Origin of the sequence: Pseudomonas sp. RW409 (genome assembly GCF_003184125.1) — a bacterium.
Lineage (GTDB): Bacteria > Pseudomonadota > Gammaproteobacteria > Pseudomonadales > Pseudomonadaceae > Aquipseudomonas > Aquipseudomonas chlororaphis_I.
Window position 1 is genome coordinate 471,924 of sequence record NZ_QHHP01000021.1, and the last position, 18,250, is coordinate 490,173.

At 62.0% G+C, this 18,250-nt stretch carries 14 protein-coding genes; 5 read left to right on the forward strand and 9 right to left on the reverse strand.

Translation table 11 applies throughout. From position 1 onward, the window contains the following. Nucleotides 1-6: 6 nt before the first annotated feature. The 4 genes from pheA to mtnA form a co-directional block, all read right to left on the reverse strand. The gene (gene pheA / locus DK261_RS10910) at nucleotides 7-1,101 is read right to left on the reverse strand and encodes a prephenate dehydratase (protein WP_009045010.1); all 1,095 of its coding nucleotides are present in this window, start codon (nucleotides 1,099-1,101) and stop codon (nucleotides 7-9) included. Then, nucleotides 1,101-2,186, reverse strand: a complete 1,086-nt coding sequence (gene serC / locus DK261_RS10915) for a 3-phosphoserine/phosphohydroxythreonine transaminase (protein ID WP_029527103.1) — start codon at nucleotides 2,184-2,186, stop codon at nucleotides 1,101-1,103. Before serC ends, pheA begins: the two co-directional genes overlap by 1 nt. A 64-nt stretch (nucleotides 2,187-2,250) precedes the next feature. Continuing rightward, nucleotides 2,251-4,920, reverse strand: a complete 2,670-nt coding sequence (gene gyrA, locus DK261_RS10920; RefSeq protein WP_009050168.1) for a DNA gyrase subunit A — start codon at nucleotides 4,918-4,920, stop codon at nucleotides 2,251-2,253. 354 nt (nucleotides 4,921-5,274) lie between these two features. Beyond that, complete coding sequence (gene mtnA, locus DK261_RS10925; protein ID WP_110175700.1) at nucleotides 5,275-6,351, reverse strand: S-methyl-5-thioribose-1-phosphate isomerase; 1,077 nt, start codon at nucleotides 6,349-6,351, stop codon at nucleotides 5,275-5,277. Nucleotides 6,352-6,459: 108 nt separating this feature from the next. Here mtnA and DK261_RS10930 point away from each other — a divergent pair, with 108 nt between their 5' ends. The 5 genes from DK261_RS10930 (at nucleotide 6,460) to DK261_RS10950 (ending at nucleotide 11,304) form a co-directional block, all read left to right on the forward strand. After that, a complete protein-coding gene (locus DK261_RS10930) occupies nucleotides 6,460-7,791 on the forward strand; it encodes a TRZ/ATZ family hydrolase (RefSeq protein ID WP_009050170.1) in 1,332 nt (443 codons plus the stop codon). A gap of 64 nt (nucleotides 7,792-7,855) precedes the next feature. Beyond that, nucleotides 7,856-8,554 (forward strand): bifunctional 2-polyprenyl-6-hydroxyphenol methylase/3-demethylubiquinol 3-O-methyltransferase UbiG, encoded by a 699-nt coding sequence (gene ubiG, locus DK261_RS10935; RefSeq protein WP_007932212.1) that lies wholly within the window; start codon nucleotides 7,856-7,858, stop codon nucleotides 8,552-8,554. A 4-nt stretch (nucleotides 8,555-8,558) separates the two neighbouring features. After that, nucleotides 8,559-9,230: an N-acetylmuramic acid 6-phosphate phosphatase MupP gene (mupP, locus tag DK261_RS10940; protein WP_028683086.1), complete on the forward strand. Its 672-nt coding sequence runs from the start codon at nucleotides 8,559-8,561 to the stop codon at nucleotides 9,228-9,230. Between the two features lie 38 nt (nucleotides 9,231-9,268). Beyond that, nucleotides 9,269-10,009 carry a YciK family oxidoreductase gene (locus tag DK261_RS10945; RefSeq protein WP_016704371.1) on the forward strand — a complete coding sequence of 247 codons (741 nt, stop codon included), beginning with the start codon at nucleotides 9,269-9,271 and terminating at the stop codon, nucleotides 10,007-10,009. Between the two features lie 368 nt (nucleotides 10,010-10,377). Next, entirely contained in the window at nucleotides 10,378-11,304 is a 927-nt protein-coding gene (locus DK261_RS10950; protein WP_009050172.1) for a GGDEF domain-containing protein, read from the forward strand. A gap of 34 nt (nucleotides 11,305-11,338) precedes the next feature. Here DK261_RS10950 and DK261_RS10955 read toward each other — a convergent pair whose 3' ends face one another. From DK261_RS10955 to DK261_RS10975, 5 genes are all read right to left on the reverse strand, one after another. Next, nucleotides 11,339-12,091, reverse strand: coding sequence for a TenA family transcriptional regulator (locus DK261_RS10955; protein WP_371923067.1), 753 nt, complete (start codon nucleotides 12,089-12,091; stop codon nucleotides 11,339-11,341). A 78-nt stretch (nucleotides 12,092-12,169) separates the two neighbouring features. Then, nucleotides 12,170-14,629: an EAL domain-containing protein gene (locus DK261_RS10960; RefSeq protein ID WP_009050174.1), complete on the reverse strand. Its 2,460-nt coding sequence runs from the start codon at nucleotides 14,627-14,629 to the stop codon at nucleotides 12,170-12,172. A 204-nt stretch (nucleotides 14,630-14,833) separates the two neighbouring features. Further along, entirely contained in the window at nucleotides 14,834-16,660 is a 1,827-nt protein-coding gene (locus DK261_RS10965) for an ABC transporter ATP-binding protein (protein WP_009050175.1), read from the reverse strand. Further along, nucleotides 16,653-17,255, reverse strand: a complete 603-nt coding sequence (locus tag DK261_RS10970) for a DsbA family protein (RefSeq protein ID WP_172833393.1) — start codon at nucleotides 17,253-17,255, stop codon at nucleotides 16,653-16,655. Before DK261_RS10970 ends, DK261_RS10965 begins: the two co-directional genes overlap by 8 nt. Before the next feature lie 36 nt (nucleotides 17,256-17,291). Continuing rightward, nucleotides 17,292-18,233, reverse strand: a complete 942-nt coding sequence (locus tag DK261_RS10975) for a rhodanese-related sulfurtransferase (protein ID WP_038634177.1) — start codon at nucleotides 18,231-18,233, stop codon at nucleotides 17,292-17,294. Nucleotides 18,234-18,250 lie beyond the last annotated feature (17 nt).

An 18,250-nucleotide genomic window follows, 5' to 3' on the forward strand; every position in this document is an offset into this window, starting at 1 on the left:
AAAGCCTCAGAGAACCGCTTTCGGGTAGGAACCCAGCACCTTGAGTGCCACTGCTTCCTGACTGATCTTTTCCAGCACACCCTTGATCAATGGATCGCGATGGTGGCCGACGAAGTCGATGAAGAACACATAGGTCCACTTGCCGCTGCGCGAAGGCCGGGTTTCGATACGCGTCAGATCGATGCCGTTGTCATGGAAAGGCACCAGCAGCTCATGCAGAGCGCCAGGCTTGTTGCTCATGGAAACGATGATCGAGGTCTTGTCGTCGCCGGTCGGCGGCACTTCCTGGTTGCCGATCATCAGGAAGCGCGTGGAGTTGTCCGGGCGATCCTCGATTTTCTCGGCCAGGCGGGTCAGGCCATACAGGCTCGCCGCCATGTCGCCGGCGATGGCCGCCGAGTTCCACTCGCCCTTGACCCGCTTGGCCGCTTCGGCGTTGCTGGAAACCGCAACCCGTTCGACATTCGGATAATGGGCATCCAGCCACTTGCGGCACTGCGCCAGGGACTGGGCATGGGAGTAGATGCGGCTGATGCTGTCGGTCTTGGTGTTTTCACCAACCAGCAGATGATGGTGGATACGCAGCTCGACCTCGCCGCAGATCACCATGTCGTGCTCCAGGAAACTGTCGAGGGTGTGGTTGACCGCACCCTCGGTGGAGTTTTCCACAGGCACCACGCCAAAGTTCACCGCACCCGCCGCCACTTCACGGAACACCTCGTCGATCGCCGCCATCGGCTTGCTGATCACCGCGTGACCGAAGTGCTTCATGGCTGCAGCCTGGGTGAAGGTGCCTTCCGGACCGAGGTAAGCCACTTTCAGCGGCTGCTCGAGCGCCAGGCAGGACGACATGATTTCACGGAACAGCCGCGCCATCTCTTCGTTGCCCAACGGCCCCTGGTTGCGCTCCATCACCCGCTTGAGCACCTGAGCTTCACGCTCAGGACGATAGAACACCGGCACTTCGCCTTCGGCCAGCGAGGCCATCTTTACTCGCGCGACTTCCTGGGCGCAGCGCGCGCGCTCACTGATCAGCTCCAGGACCTTCTCGTCCAGAGCGTCAATGCGCAGGCGCAGTGCCTTGAGTTCTTGCTCAGACATTAGCCGTGTTCCTTCTCGAACTCTGCCATGTACGCCACCAGCGCGTTGACCGCATTGATGTCGACGGCGTTGTAGATGGAGGCGCGCATGCCGCCTACCGAACGGTGACCCTTGAGGTTCAACAGGCCACGCGCGTCGGCGCCGGCCAGGAACGGCTTGTCCAGACGGTCATCGGCCAGGCGGAACGGTACGTTCATCCACGAGCGGTCCGACTTGTTGATCGGGTTGCTGTACAGGCCGCTGGCGTCGATGAAGTCGTACAGGGTGCGCTGCTTGACGTCATTGAGCTTGGCGATGGCTTCCACCCCACCCTGCTCCTTGAGCCACTCGAACACCAGGCCGGACAGATACCAGGCCAGGGTCGGCGGAGTGTTGTACATCGAGCCGTTATCCGCCGCGACCTTGTAGTCGAGCATGGTCGGGCACAGCGAGCGCGCGCGACCCAGCAGGTCCTCGCGAACGATATTGACCAGGATGCCGCTCGGGCCGATGTTTTTCTGCGCGCCGGCGTAGATCATGCCGAAACGGGAGATATCCACAGGGCGCGAGAGGATGTCGGAGGACATGTCAGCCACCAGCGGAACGTCGCCGGTTTCCGGGATCCACTGGAATTCCAGGCCGCCGATGGTTTCGTTCGGCGCGTAGTGCACGTAGGCCGCGTCTTTCGACAGCTGCCATTCGTTCTGGCCAGGGATGGCGAAATAATCGTAAGGCTTGGCGGTGGCAGCCACATTGACATGGCCGTAGCGCGAGGCTTCTTCAATGGCCTTCTGCGACCAGATACCGGTGTCGATATAGTCGGCAGTGCCATTTTCCGGCAGCAGGTTCAGTGGAATCTGAGCAAATTGCTGGCTGGCGCCGCCTTGCAGAAACAGCACTTTATAGTTCGAGGGGATATTCAGCAGATCACGCAGATCCTGCTCGGCCTTGGTGGCAATGGAGACGAACTCATCGCTGCGATGGCTCATCTCCATGACCGACAGGCCCTTGCCATGCCAATCCAGCAATTCGGCCTGGGCACGCAACAGGACAGCTTCAGGTAGCGCAGCGGGACCTGCGCAGAAGTTATAGGCTCGTTTGCTCACATCCACTCTCGCTATGCATTCACGGTAGCGGACAGAGCAAACACTCTGCCCTGCTACGATTTATTTAGTCTTGCGACTCTTCTTCGCCTGCGGCGTCAGCCTGCTGGCCTTCGACGGCATCATCCGAGTCGGTCGCCGCATCCAGCACGGCGCCCTCGAGCACCTCGCCATCTTCGTCTTCCAATTCGTCACCTTCGACTTCGGACGGCTCCTGAACCCGCTCCAGGCCTACCAGCGTTTCGTCGTTGGCCAGCTTGATCAAGGTCACACCCTGAGTGTTACGGCCCAGGCTGGACACTTCGTCGACCCGGGTGCGCACCAGGGTGCCCTGGTCGGAAATCAGCATGATTTCCTCGCCGTCGAGCACCTGAACCGCGCCGACCAGACGGCCGTTACGCTCGTTGCTGACCATGGCGATAACGCCCTGACCGCCACGCTTGTACTCAGGGAACTCGGTGATCGCCGTACGCTTGCCATAACCCCGCGCCGAAGCGGTGAGGATCTGGCTGCCTTCTTCCGGGATCAGCATGGAGATCAGTTTCTGCCCTTCCGGCAGACGCATGCCGCGCACACCGCGGGCGGTACGGCCCATGGCACGAACGTCGGACTCCTTGAAGCGAGTCACCTTGCCACCATCGGAGAACAGCATGACTTCGCGCTCGCCATCGGTGATCGCGGCGGAAATCAGCACATCGCCCTCGTCCAGTTCCAGCGCGATCAGACCGACGCTGCGCTGACGGCTGAAGGATTCCAGCGGGGTCTTCTTCACAGTGCCATTGGCGGTCGCCATGAAGATGTAGTGACCTTCGGTGTATTCCTCGACCGGCAGCATGGTGGTGATGTATTCACCGTCATCCAGCGGCAGCAGGTTGACCAGCGGGCGGCCGCGGGCGGCACGGGAAGCCTCGGGGATTTCGTAGGTTTTCAGCCAGTAGACCTTGCCCTTGCTGGAGAACAGCAACAGCGTGGTGTGACTGTTGGCCACCAGCAGGTGAGCGATGTAGTCCTCATCCTTGACGCCGGTTGCCGACTTGCCTTTACCGCCACGACGCTGGGCCTGGTACGCAGCCAGCGGCTGGGTCTTGGCATAACCGCCGTGGGAGATGGTCACGACGCGTTCTTCTTCCGGAATCATGTCGCCCAGGGTCAGGTCGAGACGGGCATCGAGGATCTCGGTGCGGCGCACATCGCCGTATTCGGCGCGAATCACTTCCAGCTCTTCGCGGATCACTTCCATCAGGCGCGTGGCGCTGTTGAGGATGCGGATCAGCTCGCCGATCTGGTTGAGGATCTCCTGGTACTCGGCCAGCAGTTTTTCATGCTCGAGGCCGGTCAGGCGGTGCAGACGCAGTTCCAGGATGGCCTGTGCCTGTTCTGGCGACAGGAAGTACTTGCCGTCGCGCAGACCGTATTGCGGATCGAGGTTCTCCGGACGGCAGGAATCCGCGCCGGCACGCTCGACCATGGTCATCACCGCGCTGGATTCCCAAGGCGTGCTGACCAGCGCTTCCTTGGCTTCCGACGGGGTCGGCGAGGCCTTGATCAGGGCGATGACCGGGTCGATGTTCGACAGGGCAACGGCCTGGCCTTCGAGAATATGGCCACGTTCACGAGCCTTGCGCAGTTCGAACACAGTGCGGCGGGTCACCACTTCACGGCGGTGACGCACGAAGGCTTCCAGCAGGTCCTTCAGGTTGAGGATCCGCGGACGACCGTCGATCAGCGCAACGATGTTGATACCGAACACGCTCTGCAGCTGGGTCTGGGCGTAGAGGTTGTTGAGGATCACCTCCGGCACTTCGCCACGGCGCAGCTCAATCACCACGCGCATACCGTCCTTGTCGGACTCGTCGCGCAGCTCGGTGATGCCTTCGAGCTTCTTCTCCTTGACCAGCTCGGCGATCTTCTCGATCAGGCGCGCCTTGTTCAGCTGGTAAGGCAGCTCGGTGATGACGATCTGCTGACGGCCACCGACCTTGTCGATGTCCTCGATGATCGAGCGGGCACGCATGTAAATGCGTCCGCGACCGGTACGGTAGGCTTCGATGATGCCTTCGCGACCGTTGATGATCGCCGCAGTCGGGAAATCCGGGCCCGGGATGTGCTGCATCAGCTCATCGACGGTCAGTTCCGGGTTGTCGATCAACGCCAGGCAACCGTCGATGACTTCGCCGAGGTTGTGCGGCGGAATGTTGGTCGCCATGCCCACGGCGATACCGCTGGAGCCGTTGACCAGCAGGTTGGGGATCTTGGTCGGCATGACCGCGGGGATCAGTTCGGTGCCGTCGTAGTTCGGCACCCAGTCCACGGTTTCCTTGTGCAGGTCGGCCAGCAGCTCGTGCGCCAGCTTGGTCATGCGCACTTCGGTGTATCGCATGGCCGCCGCGTTGTCGCCGTCGACCGAACCGAAGTTACCCTGGCCGTCTACCAGCAGGTAGCGCAGGGAGAATGGCTGGGCCATACGAACGATGGTGTCGTACACCGCGGTATCACCGTGCGGGTGATACTTACCGATCACGTCACCGACAACACGGGCAGATTTCTTGTACGGCTTGTTCCAGTCGTTACCGAGCTCGCTCATCGCGTACAGCACACGCCGGTGCACGGGCTTCAAGCCATCGCGCGCATCAGGCAGTGCCCGCCCGACGATTACGCTCATCGCGTAGTCGAGATAGGACTGTTTCAGCTCGTCTTCGATATTGACCGGGAGGATTTCTTTGGCCAGTTCGCCCATGAGAAGCCTGATTCCTTTTTCTGGTGAAACTTCGTCACATCCATATGGGACGAACGAAGCTCGCCGCTGCAGGCCTAGTGCCATGCACCGACTTACGACAAATCAACAAGTTATGCCATGGATTTGCGCAGTGAAGGCGGTCACTTCGGACCACCTTGGAAACCGCCGGATGTTATCACAATCGCCGCCACGCACCTATCCCCCTGATGCGCATGGAGCATAGTTAGTTGACCGATGACAGGCTGATAAGAGACGAGAGAAGCTCAGAGGCGGATTTCACACATAAATGCGGATTTTTTCCGGACTGACGACCGCCCCACGGCAGCCGTCAGCGAAAACTTTTGCTAAACGACTTCAGTGCAGGCGCTTGCGGCACATCAATTGAGTCATTTTCGCGGTATCGGGACGCTCGACTATGCCTTTCTCGGTGACGATGGCGTCGATCAGGTCCGCCGGGGTGACGTCGAACACCGGGTTGTAGGCCTCCACATCCGCCCCTACCCGCTTGCCACCGACCTCGAGCAACTCCTTGCCATCACGCTCTTCGATCGGAATGTCGTCGCCGCTGGCCAGGGCCATGTCGATGGTCGAACTCGGCGCGACCACCATGAAACGCACCCCGTGGTGCATCGCATTGACCGCCAGCTGATAGGTGCCGATCTTGTTCGCCACGTCGCCGTTGGCAGTAATGCGGTCGGCACCGACGATCACCCAGGTCACGCCCTTGGTTTTCATGATGTGCGCGGCAGCGGAGTCGGCATTCAAGGTCACCGGGATACCTTCGTTGGCCAGCTCCCAGGCGGTCAACCGCGAGCCCTGCAGCCAGGGACGGGTCTCATTGGCATACACCCGTTCGACCATGCCCTCGATAAAGGCCCCGCGAATCACCCCCAGGGCCGTGCCGAAACCACCGGTCGCCAGGGCGCCGGTGTTGCAGTGAGTCAGGATGGCCTGGGCATTGCCCTGATGCCGGCGAATCAGGTCGACACCCAGCTGGGCCATGGTCAGGTTGGCTTCGCGGTCGCTTTCATGAATGGCCAGGGCTTCCGCTTCCAGCACCGCCAGCGGGTCGGCGTGGTCCTTGAGGCGCTCCAGGCGCTCACGCATGCGGTTCAGCGCCCAGAACAGGTTGACCGCGGTCGGGCGCGAATCGGCGAGCAGCGCAAAGTCTTCCTCCATCGCCGCCTGCCAGTCGCCACCGGCGGCAAAACGCGCGCGCGCGGCCAGGACCACGCCATACGCGGCGCTGATGCCGATCGCCGGCGCACCGCGCACCACCATTTCGCGAATGGCCTCTGCGACGCCGGCCGCACTGGTGTAGGCGATCCAGCGCTCTTCGAAGGGCAAAATACGCTGATCGAGCAGATACAGGGCGTCATCCCGCCAATCGATGGCCTTCACCTTCTCCGCAGCCAACAGTCGGTCGCGCATCCCTCACCCCGCACTCATGAACAAAAGCCGCCGATTATAGCGATCCCCCGGCGAAGACGCTCGGGTATACTTCGCCATCCTCCACAAACGCCCTGGAACCGATCTTCGATGCCGAACCCTGTCGTTGCGCTCGACCTACTCCTGTTGCCGACCTGGCTGGTGCCTGTTGAACCGGCCAGCGTAGTGCTCAAGGAGCACGGCCTGGGTATCCGCGACGGCCGCATCGTGTTCATCGGCCCGCGTGCCGACGCCTTGAAGCTGCAGGCTGCCGAGGTCCGCGAACTGCCCGGCATGTTGCTCAGCCCCGGCCTGATCAATGCCCATGGACACGCGGCGATGACCCTGTTCCGCGGCCTGGCCGACGACCTGCCGCTGATGACCTGGCTGGAAAACCACATCTGGCCCGCCGAAGCCAAATGGGTCGATGAAGCCTTCGTCCGCGACGGTACCGACCTGGCCATCGCCGAACAGCTCAAAGGCGGCATCAGCTGTTTTTCCGACATGTACTTCTTCCCGAAGGTTGCCAGCGAGCGCGTGCACAACAGCGGCATTCGGGCGCAGATCGCCATTCCGATCCTCGACTTTCCGATTCCGGGCGCCCACAGCGCCGACGAGGCCATCCGCCAGGGCGTCGAGCTGTTCAGCGACCTCAAGCATCATCCGCGCATCAAGATCACCTTCGGCCCCCACGCGCCCTATACGGTCGGCGACGAAAACCTGGAGAAGATCCGGATCATTGCCGAAGAACTCGATGCATCCATTCATATGCATGTCCATGAAACCGCCTTCGAGGTGGAACAGGCCATCGCCCGGCACGGTGAACGGCCCCTGGCCCGCCTGGCGCGGCTGGGACTGCTCGGGCCGCGCTTCCAGGCCGTACACATGACCCAAATCAGCGATGACGACCTGGCTTTGCTGGTAGAAACCAACAGCAATGTCATTCATTGCCCGGAGTCGAACCTGAAACTGGCCAGCGGCTTCTGCCCGGTGGAACGGCTGTGGCAGGCTGGCGTCAATGTTGCAGTAGGCACCGACGGGGCCGCCAGCAACAACGACCTGGACCTGCTCGGCGAAACCCGCACCGCCGCGCTGCTGGCCAAGGCCGTGGCGGGCTCGGCCACCGCCCTGAATGCCCACCAGGCACTGCGCATGGCCACGCTCAACGGCGCGCGGGCCCTGGGCCTGGAGAGCGAAATCGGCTCGCTGGAGCTCGGCAAGGCCGCGGACCTGGTGGCCTTCGACCTGTCTGGCCTGGCGCAGCAACCGATCTACGACCCGGTTTCGCAGCTTATATATGCCACCGGCCGCGATTGCGTGAAACACCTTTGGGTCGCCGGCAAGCAATTGCTCGACGACCGGCGTCTGACGCGCCTGGACGAACAACAGCTGCACGCCACGGCGACAGCCTGGGGCCGGCGCATCAGCGGCCATACCGAATAGCAGGAACCCTCGAGCCGCGGCTCGAGACCGATAGCAAGCATTTTCCAGATTCAGAGGATTACCCATGAGCAACGTCGACCACGCCGAAATCGCCAAATTCGAAGCCCTCGCCCATCGCTGGTGGGACCGCGAAAGCGAATTCAAGCCGCTGCACGATATCAACCCGCTGCGGGTCAACTGGATTGACGAGCGCGTCAACCTGGCTGGCAAGAAAGTCCTCGACGTCGGTTGCGGCGGCGGCATCCTCAGCGAAGCCATGGCCCAGCGCGGCGCCACGGTAACCGGCATCGACATGGGCGAGGCCCCGCTGGCGGTGGCACAGCTGCATCAACTGGAGTCCGGGGTGAACGTCGAATACCGGCAGATCACCGCCGAAGCCCTGGCCGAGGAGATGCCCGAGCAGTTCGACGTCGTCACCTGCCTGGAGATGCTCGAGCACGTACCGGACCCGTCCTCGGTGATCCGCGCCTGCTTCCGCATGGTCAAGCCCGGCGGCCAGGTGTTCTTCTCCACCATCAACCGCAATCCAAAGGCCTACCTGTTCGCCATCATCGGCGCCGAATACATCATGAAGCTGCTGCCACGCGGCACCCATGACTTCAAGAAATTCATCCGTCCTTCCGAACTGGGTGCCTGGAGCCGCGACGCCGGCCTGACCGTCAAGGACATCATCGGCCTGACCTACAACCCGCTGACCAAACACTACAAGCTGGCCGCCGACGTCGACGTCAACTACATGATCCAGACCCTGCGAGAGGAATAAGCCCATGCGTATCAGAGCAGTTCTTTTCGACATGGACGGCACCCTGCTCGACACCGCGCCGGACTTCATCGCCATCTGCCAGGCCATGCGCGCCGACCGCGGCCTGGCGCCGATCGCGGACAAGCATATTCGCGACGAAATCTCCGGCGGCGCCCGGGCGATGGTGGCCGTGACCTTCTCGATCGACCCGGAATCCCCGGGCTTCGAGGAACTGCGCCTGGAGTTCCTGGAGCGCTACCTCAAGCATTGCGCGGTGCACAGCAAGCTGTTCGACGGCATGGCCGAGCTGCTGGCCGATATCGAGAAGGCCAATCTGCTCTGGGGCGTGGTCACCAACAAGCCGGTGCGCTTTGCCGAGCCGATCATGCAGCAGCTGGGCCTGGCGGAACGTTCCGCCCTGCTGATCTGCCCGGACCACGTAAAGAACAGCAAACCCGATCCGGAACCGTTGATCCTCGCGTGCAAGATGCTCGACCTCGACCCGGCCAGCGTCCTGTTCGTCGGCGACGACCTGCGCGACATCGAATCGGGCCGCGATGCAGGCACCAGGACCGCCGCCGTGACCTACGGCTACATCCATCCGGACGACAATCCCAAGCATTGGGGCGCCGACGTGGTGGTCGATCACCCACTGGAACTGCGCCAGGTCCTGGATCAGGCGCTGTGCAGCTGCTGACCGGCCCAGGCTTTCGCTTCTGATTTCCCGAGGTTTTTATGTTTGATTATTCCGCCCGCCCCGAACTGCTCAAGGATCGGGTCATCCTGGTCACCGGCGCTGGCCGCGGCATCGGTGCCGCTGCCGCCAAGACCTTCGCCGCCCACGGCGCCACCGTGCTGCTGCTGGGCAAGACCGAAGCCAACCTGACCCAGGTCTACGACGAGATCGAAGCCGCCGGCCATCCTCAGCCGGTGGTGATTCCGTTCAATCTGGAAACCGCCCTGCCGCACCAGTACGACGAACTGGCCGCCATGGTCGAAGCCGAGTTCGGCCACCTCGACGGCCTGCTGCATAACGCCTCGATCATTGGTCCACGCACGCCGCTGGAACAGCTGTCGGGCGAGAACTTCATGCGTGTGATGCAAGTCAACGTCAACGCCATGTTCATGCTGACCAGTACCCTGCTGCCGCTGCTCAAGCTGTCCCAGGACGCCTCGGTGGTGTTCACCTCCAGCAGCGTTGGCCGCAAGGGCCGTGCCTACTGGGGCGCCTATGGCGTTTCGAAGTTCGCCACCGAAGGCCTGATGCAGACCCTGGCCGACGAAGTCGACGGCGTCGCCCCGGTGCGCGCCAACAGCGTCAATCCGGGCGCTACCCGCACCAGCATGCGCGCCCAGGCCTACCCGGGGGAAAATCCGAGTAACAACCCGGCCCCCGAGGAGATCATGCCGGTCTACCTGTACCTCATGGGTCCGGACAGTAGCGGGATCAACGGCCAGGCATTCGACGCCCAGTAATCCTTTCTTTGGCCGCGGCGGAATATCGTCGCGGCGCTCCTTTCTTCGCCGGCCTTTGCCGAGCCATCGCCAGACAAATGCCACCCTTGGCCACGCCAAACCTCGGCACTGTCAGCCAACCATCTGAATTCAAAAGCATTTTGCTCAGATGAAGCAAATGGCACGCCTTTCGCTCTAATCTCCCTCAGATAGGCAGTGTATTGGCGAAACTCGGCGGCGATCGGGTCGGGGCTTATAACGGGCTCTAAAGCGGATTAGACTGTGGGCACTTTGTCCTGCGGGACTGATGGAACAGTATGACGTGCAGCCATGAGCCGCTCTCACCCAGCCAGTAAAGATTGCATTACGTGCTCAGGGGCTCACGCCATATGAAAACACCGACCCAGACCAACGCAATTGACTTCGATAGTGCCAAATTGCAACGCCTGGGCTTTGGCCAGCAGTCACCACTCCTGCAACGCCCGGTCAGCCTCGCCCAGCTGCGCCAGCAACTGAGCCTGCAATTGCAGACCAGCCTGGAACCGCAACGCATTCTCGGCCTGTTCTTCCGCGAAACCCAACGCCTTGTGCCCCTGGATGCCCTGGTTTACCAGCACAAGCCCAGCGACCTGCGCCTGGAATTCGGCCAGCGCGGCCACCACTCCATCAGCTACAGCCTGAGCCATGAAGGCGAGACCATGGGTGAGCTGGTGTTTCGGCGCAATCAGCGCTTCAGCGACCAGGAACAGAGCCATCTGGAATCCCTGCTGTCCACCCTGCTTTACCCGATGCGCAATGCCCTGCTCTATCGGGCCGCCACCCGTAGCGCCCTGCGCGATCCCTTGACCGACACCGGCAACCGGATCGCCATGGACCAGACGCTGCAGCGGGAAATTGAAATGGCCCGCCGCCACCTGCACCCGCTGTCACTGCTGATGCTGGATATCGATCACTTCAAGAGAATCAACGACAGCCACGGCCACAGCGCCGGCGATGAAGTGCTCAAGGCCGTTGCCGCGGCCATCAAGGCGCAGTTGCGCAACGTCGACATGGTGTTTCGTTTTGGCGGCGAGGAGTTCCTGATCCTGCTGTCCAACACCGGCCGCGATGCTGCCGCCATGGTGGGAGAACGGCTGCGCCAGGCGGCCCAGGCCAAGGATTACTGGGCGGATGGCAAGTTGATCGAGCTGACGGTCAGCCTGGGTTGCTCGACCCTGCTGCCGGGGGAATCAGCCGAGAGCCTGCTACGCCGTGCGGACAGCGCGCTGTACGTGGCCAAGCGCGAAGGCCGCAATCGCCTGGCGATGGCCGGCTGAAGAACGCTGGGCCGCCTCCATCGGAGGCAGCCACTCAACCTTCGACCAGTGCCATCCGCTCACGGACCGCGGGGGTCTTTTCCTGTTGCAGGCAACGCTCCAGGAACAGGTACATGTAGTCATAACTCTTGCAGATCGCCTGACGCAGTTCGCTCTGCAAGGCTTTGCTCGGCTTCATGCCGGCCAGGGTGCAGATAATTTCCAGCGCCTCCCAAGGATGCGCATCGTCGTACTGGGCATGCATTTTCAGCCACTTCATCGCGCGCTTGCGCTCTTCTTCGGGAAAGGCCGCCGCATACACGCCAGTGGAGCAGACCAGCGCCGACCACTCACCCGTTGCCCCCTCGATTGCGTAGTTGGTCGCAGCGATCGCCACGATCAGCGAATCGGCGGAGCTGGTGTGCCAGCACCAATGACTCAAGGCATGCAGCTCCGGAGGGACCTGCTGCGCCTGCAGATCTTCCAGGCTCACGCCGTGGGCGCGACTCCAGTTCACCCAGTAATCGGCATGATTGAGCTCGACCCGGATATTGCGCATCAGCCAGCGCCGCGCCATGTCCTCACCGGGGTGACGGGCAAAACGGGTCTTGGTCAGGTTCTGCGCCATGTACAGGGCGAACTGCTCGACAACCGGCCAGCCACCGATCAGGTACTGGCGCATGGTCTTGTTGCTGAGCTTGTTGTCACGCATGCGCTGGTACAGTTCATGGTCGACCACGCGGCGCTTGCTCTCGCTGCAATCCTGGATCAGCTGCTGGGCCCAGGCCGGATAGCTTGCAGCGTCCATGAGCGGACCGGTCCTGTTGAATGCGTCGATCACTGTCGGGGCTCCTTTTGATGGTGATGGTACGGATCAGCGAGAGATTCAACGGAACGTGCCAGGAGCCTTGAATAGCAGAGGCTGTGGTCGTGAAGGCCGGCACTGCAGGCTGTCGCAGGTAAAGAGTTGCGGGCGCTCGATCAGGTAGCCCTGAGCGTAATCCACGCCGATCTCCAACAATGCCTGCTCAATCTGCGGTGTTTCGACAAACTCGGCAATCGTGCGTTTGCCCATCACATGACCGATATGGTTGATCACCTCGACCATCGCGCGATTGATCGGGTCGTCCAGCATATCCTTTACGAAACTTCCATCGATCTTCAGGAAGTCTACAGGCAAATGTTTGAGATAAGCGAATGACGACATTCCCGCGCAAAAGTCGTCCAACGAAAAATGGCAGCCCAAGCCCTTGAGCTCGTTGATAAATCGAATCGCACTGCCGAGATTGGAGATTGCGCTGGTTTCGGTGATTTCAAAACAAATCAGGTCCGGCGGCACGCCATGGACGATGAACTGCTCGCGCAGGAAGTCCAGGAAAGCCTCGTCACCGATGGTCGCGCCCGACAGATTGATCGCACACATCGCCAGCGGCCCTTCACGCTCCTCGCGGATGCATTCGGCGATGATCTTGAACACATTCTCCACTACCCAACGGTCCAGAGAGGTCATCAGGCCGTAACGCTCGGCGGCCGGAATGAAACTGTCGGGCAGGATCATCCGCCCGGCCTCGTCGTGCAGGCGCAGCAGAATCTCGATATGCCCGCCGAGCCGGTCCACATGCCCCAGGGCGGCTATTTCCTGGGCATAAAGACAGAAGCGGTTTTCCTCCAGGGCCATGTGCAGGCGCTGGACCCAGGCCATTTCACCGAACCGCAGGGACAGCTCCGAGTCGTCCGCGTGATAGACCTGGACCCGGTTGCGCCCTTTCTCCTTGGCCATGTAGCACGCCATGTCCGCTGCCCGCAGTGATGCTTCGAGGGTGGTCGGGGTGTGCGCCACGTGCACCAGGCCGATACTGACCGTGGTCACGAAGGGCCGGCCCTTCCAGACAAAATGCAGGTTCTGCACCGTCTGGCGCAGGCCTTCGGCGATCTTTTCCGCCGCTTCCGGCGAGCAGTTTTCCAGCAGGATGCCGAATTCGTCGCCACCCAGGCGCGCCAGGGTATCGCCCTCGCGCAGGCCCGACTGGAGCAAGGCGCAGATATGCCGGAGCAGCTCGTCCCCTGCCGCATGGCCGCAGGTGTCGTTGACCAGCTTGAACTGGTCCAGGTCGAGGAACATCAGCGCATGCCGCCCCGACTGCCGGCTCAGGTTGTGCAGCGCCTGCTCCAGGCGGTATTCGAACTCGCGGCGGTTCGCCAGGCCGGTCAAGGCATCGTGGGTCGCCTGCCAGGACAGATTGGCGATGTACTGGCGTTCCTGGGTCATGTCGTGCAGCACCAGCACCGTGCCGCTGACCTTGCCGGCGTTCTGGATAGGCGCGCCGACCAGGGTCACCGACACCGTGCTGCCATCCAGGCGCTGGATCAGCTTCGAATGCTCGCTGCCACCACTGAGCTGGCCGCTGAGGATATGTTCGATCAGGGTGAAGCCGTCGGTCTGGGCATTTTCATCGAGCAGATTGAACAAGGCCGCCAGCGGCAGCCCCACGGCCTGCTCGGCCTTCCAGTGGGTCATTTCCTCGGCGGCCGGGTTCATGTAGGCGATGGCGCCGTCCACGTCGGTGGTGATGACGCCGTCGCCAATGGATTGCAGGGTGATCTGCGCCCGCTCCTTTTCCAGCTGCAAGGCGCTGGCGAATTCATGACGCTGGGCCAGCAGCTTATGGGTGCGCAGCAACGCCAGGACAATCAGCCCCAGCGCGGTGGCCAGGTTGGTGATCAGCAACAGCCGCAGGATGACCCGCGAGCCCTCGCCCAGTGCATCGCTAAAGGCCTTGGCCGCGGGCGTTACGCCATCGTTGATGGCGAAAATCTGGTTCTTCCAGCGCTGGATATCGGCTTCGGAGGCCTGGTTGCTGGTAATGCTGCGGTGCATTTCATGGGCCACGCTATCGAGCTGCACCAGATAACTGTCGCCCACGGTCCACAGGTCGATGGCTTTTTCCAGGTAGCTGAAATGGCGGAAGTTCAGGTACAGCCAGATCACGCTGTCGCTGTCGTCGGGGTGGTTGCCGCCCTTGAGAATCCCCGCCCGCGCGGCATTCAGGTCGGGCGGTTGCTGATCCAGCGCGACCCGCAGCTCATGCCCGCCCTGAGGCACGGCAATGGCGTTCTGGTACTTCAGGAAGATCGATTCGTCGCGGCTGTCGGCGTAGAGATTGAGGTAGTAGATGGCGTCCTTCTGGCCCTTGGACCAAAGGCTCTCCCCGGCAACGTAACCACGTACCGCCGAAAGGACATATAAGCTGAGGCCACCCAACAGCGCTTGAAACAACACCACCGCAATAAATGGCCAGACGATGCCCAATAACCGTGGCGTTCCGAGAGTCCGCTTTTGCTTCATGAGGTCCCTTGCATAAGCACTGCCAGATGAACACCCGAGAAAATAACGCTCCTGACAGCACAGACTAGGCTAATTTCCGCGGCTTCGAACGCACAGGCCGTGACGTTCGAGCACGCTGCCAGTCGAGACACGACAGGGCCGTGCCCCAGGAGGGTCATTTCCACCAGAGAATTCAAGCACTAAGCACAGAAAACCGGATAAAACTCAAGGTCGTTGGACTTGCTGCAAATGCCCGTAAAGCTTGGCGTAAAGGCCGCCGTCGGCAATTAGCTGCTGATGGTCGCCATCTTCGGCAATCTGTCCGCCATCGAACACCAGAACCCGATCCGCCTGTTTTACCGCGGACAGGCGGTGGGCAATGATCAGGGTGGTCCGGCCATGCAGGAAACGGGTCAGCGCCTGGTGCAGGTTGTACTCGGTGGCGGCGTCCAGGGCGGAGGTGGCTTCGTCGAGGATCACCACCTTGGGCTCGGCCAGGACCATCCGCGCGATCGCCAGGCGCTGGCGCTGGCCGCCGGACAGACGCACGCCGGAGCGGCCGACCACACTGTCCAGGCCGTTGGCCAGGGCGCGCACCGTCGAATCCAGCTGGGCGATCTCCAGCGCCCGCCAACAGGCCTCGTCGCTGCGCTCGCGGCCCATGGTCAGGTTGGCGCGGATGCTGTCGTTGAACAGCGCCGGATGCTGCAACACCACCGCGACGTTTTCGCGCAGGGTTTCCAGGCCGATTTCCTGCTGGGTCTTGCCGCCAAAACGAATCACGCCCGCCTGCGGTGTATAGAGCCCCAGCAACAGCTGCACCAGGGTACTTTTGCCACCGCCGCTGGCGCCGACGATCGCCACCTTCTCCCCCGGCTCGATCGACAGGTTCATCTGGTCCAGCACCAGCTCGTCGCCGTAGCCGAAGCTCAGGCCGCTGACTTCGATCCCCACGGTCTCGCGCCCCTGGAACGGGTCGACACCGCCGGCGTACTGCGGCTCGTCGGCCCGCGACAGCAGCTCGTTGATGCGCGACAGCGCGCCACCGGCGGCGTAGTAGGCGTATTGCAGGTTCAGCAGTTGTTCCACCGGGCCGATCATGAACCACAGGTAGCTGAACACAGCCAGCATCTGGCCGATGGACAGATCGGAAAACAGCACGGTGAGCATGGCCGCCGCGCGGAAGATATCGATCCCAAACTGGAACAGCAGCCCGCTGGCGCGATTGGAGGCGTCGCTCTTCCATTGCGAGGCCACCGCGTAGTCCCGCACATCCTGGGCACGCCGGCCGAGACGGCCGAGGAAAAAGCCCTGGCGGTTGCCCGCGCGGACTTCCTGGATCGCATCCAGGGTTTCGGTCAGGGCCTGGGTGAACCGCGAGGTGCTGTCGTTCTCGAGCTTCTTCAGGTGCTTGACCCGCTTGCCCAGCTGCACCGTGGCGTAGATCACCAGGGGGTTGAACAGCAGGATCAGCAGCGCCAGTTGCCAGTGCATCCACATCAGGATGCCCGCGGTGCCCACCAGCGTGAGCATGGCCACCAGAAAACGGCTGAGGGTTTCGCCGACAAACTTGTCCAGGGTGTCGAGGTCGGTGACCAGGTGAGTCGTCACCGTACCGCTGCCCAGGCTTTCGTATTCGCCCAGGGAAATGCGCTTGAGGCGCTCGATCAGCCGCAGGCGGATGCGATAGACGATGTCCTTGGCCAACCCGGCAAACAACCGGGCCTGCAGCACGTTGAACAGCAGCGCCGAGCAACGCAGCATCAGGGTGATCAGCAACATCAGGCCTATATAGCCGGCGGCGCTCTGCCAGCCCGCGGGCAAGGCGTGGTTCATCACCTTCAGCGCGGCATCGCCGTGCCCCAGCAGCACTTCGTCCACCAGCAATGGCAGCAGCAACGGAATCGGCACGCTGCACAGCGTCGCCAGGACGGCCACGCCATTGGCGATCCACAACGCTTTTTTATGCTGCAGTGCCAGCCGGCGGACTTCCGCCCAGCTCAGGCGATCGACGGGTTCCGGCGCTTGTGGATCACCAACCAGGTCACGCACAGGCGGCACGCTCCAGCCAGCGGCCGAGCAGTGGAGACAGCTCACTCAGGGGCTGGTAGCCATTGGTCAACAAGGCCAGCTGGCCATTGCGTTCGGCCAGCAAGGTCGGGAAGCCGGCGATCCCCAGGTCCTGGACCCAGGTGAAATCGGCGGCGGTGGCGGCATGCTGCTCGGCGCGATCAAAAGCCTCGGCGAACTCGATGCGCGGCACACCCGCTGCTTCGGCCAGTTCCACCAGAACGCTGGCGCGAGTGACATCCCGGCCTTCGACGTAAAAAGCCTGTTGGATCAGCCGCAAAAGTTTCCAGGCGCAATCCGGCGCCAGGCTGCGCGCCGTCACAATGGCGCGGCACGCAGGCTCGGTGTCATAGACAAAACCGTCGGGCAAGGCGCCCTCGAACTTGAACGGCTGGCCGGTGGCCTCGGTGACCGCCTGCCAGTGTTCGATGATGTAGCGGCGAGTGGTCGGCTCCAGTGCCGAGCCACTGCCGGTACGCAGGCCGCCCACCACCAGATGCAACTCGACGCCCGCTGCGCGCGCCTGCTCGACCAGGGCCTCGGCCACCGGAGCGAAGCCCCAGCACCACGAACACATAGGGTCCATCACATAGAGCAGGCGGGCAGACATGGCTCAGGCCTCGGAAGAAGATTGCTTGTAGTTGTAACCGATCGGGTGCGGCATGTTGCGAGCCTTGGCCAGTTCAATCTGCTTCTGCCGGTCGATGGCGCTGCGGCGGGTTTTCTCGCTCAGCGTGTCCCAGCAATGCGGGCAGCTGATACCCGGTACATAGTGCTCGCTGGCGCGATCTTCGACGCTTACCGGTGTGCGGCAGGCATGACATTGATCGTAGTCGCCTTCGCTGAGGTCGTGACGCACGGTCACCCGATTATCGAAGACGAAGCAGTCGCCCTGCCATTTACTCTCCTGCTGCGGCACCTCTTCGAGGTACTTGAGGATGCCACCCTTGAGGTGGAAGACCTCGCCGAAACCTTCGCTGAGCATATAGCTCGAAGCCTTCTCACAACGAATGCCGCCGGTGCAGAACATCGCGACCTTCTTGTGCTTGCTCGGGTCGAAGTTGGCTTTGATGTAGTCGGGGAACTCGCGAAAACTGGTGGTCTTCGGGTCGATGGCGCCTTCGAAGGTGCCGATCGACACTTCATAGTCGTTGCGGGTGTCGATCAGCAGCACTTGCGGGTCGCTGATCAGCGCGTTCCAGTCCTGCGGCTCGACATAGGTGCCGACCTTCTTGTTCGGGTCGACGCCGGGCACGCCCAGGGTCACGATCTCTTTCTTGAGCTTGACCTTGGTGCGGTAGAACGGCTGCTCGTCGCAGTACGATTCCTTGTGATCGATGTCGACCATGCGCGGGTCGTTCTTGAGCCAGGCCAGCAGCCCGTCGATGCCTTCGCGGCTGCCGGAAACGGTGCCGTTGATGCCTTCTTCGGCGATCAGCAGGGTGCCCTTGATGCCGTTGTCGAGCATCGCGTTGAGCAGCGGTTCGCGCAGGGAAACGTAATCTTCGAGGGTGACGAACTTATACAGTGCCGCCACGACAATAGGTTGTGTCATGGGTAATTCTCCAGGTG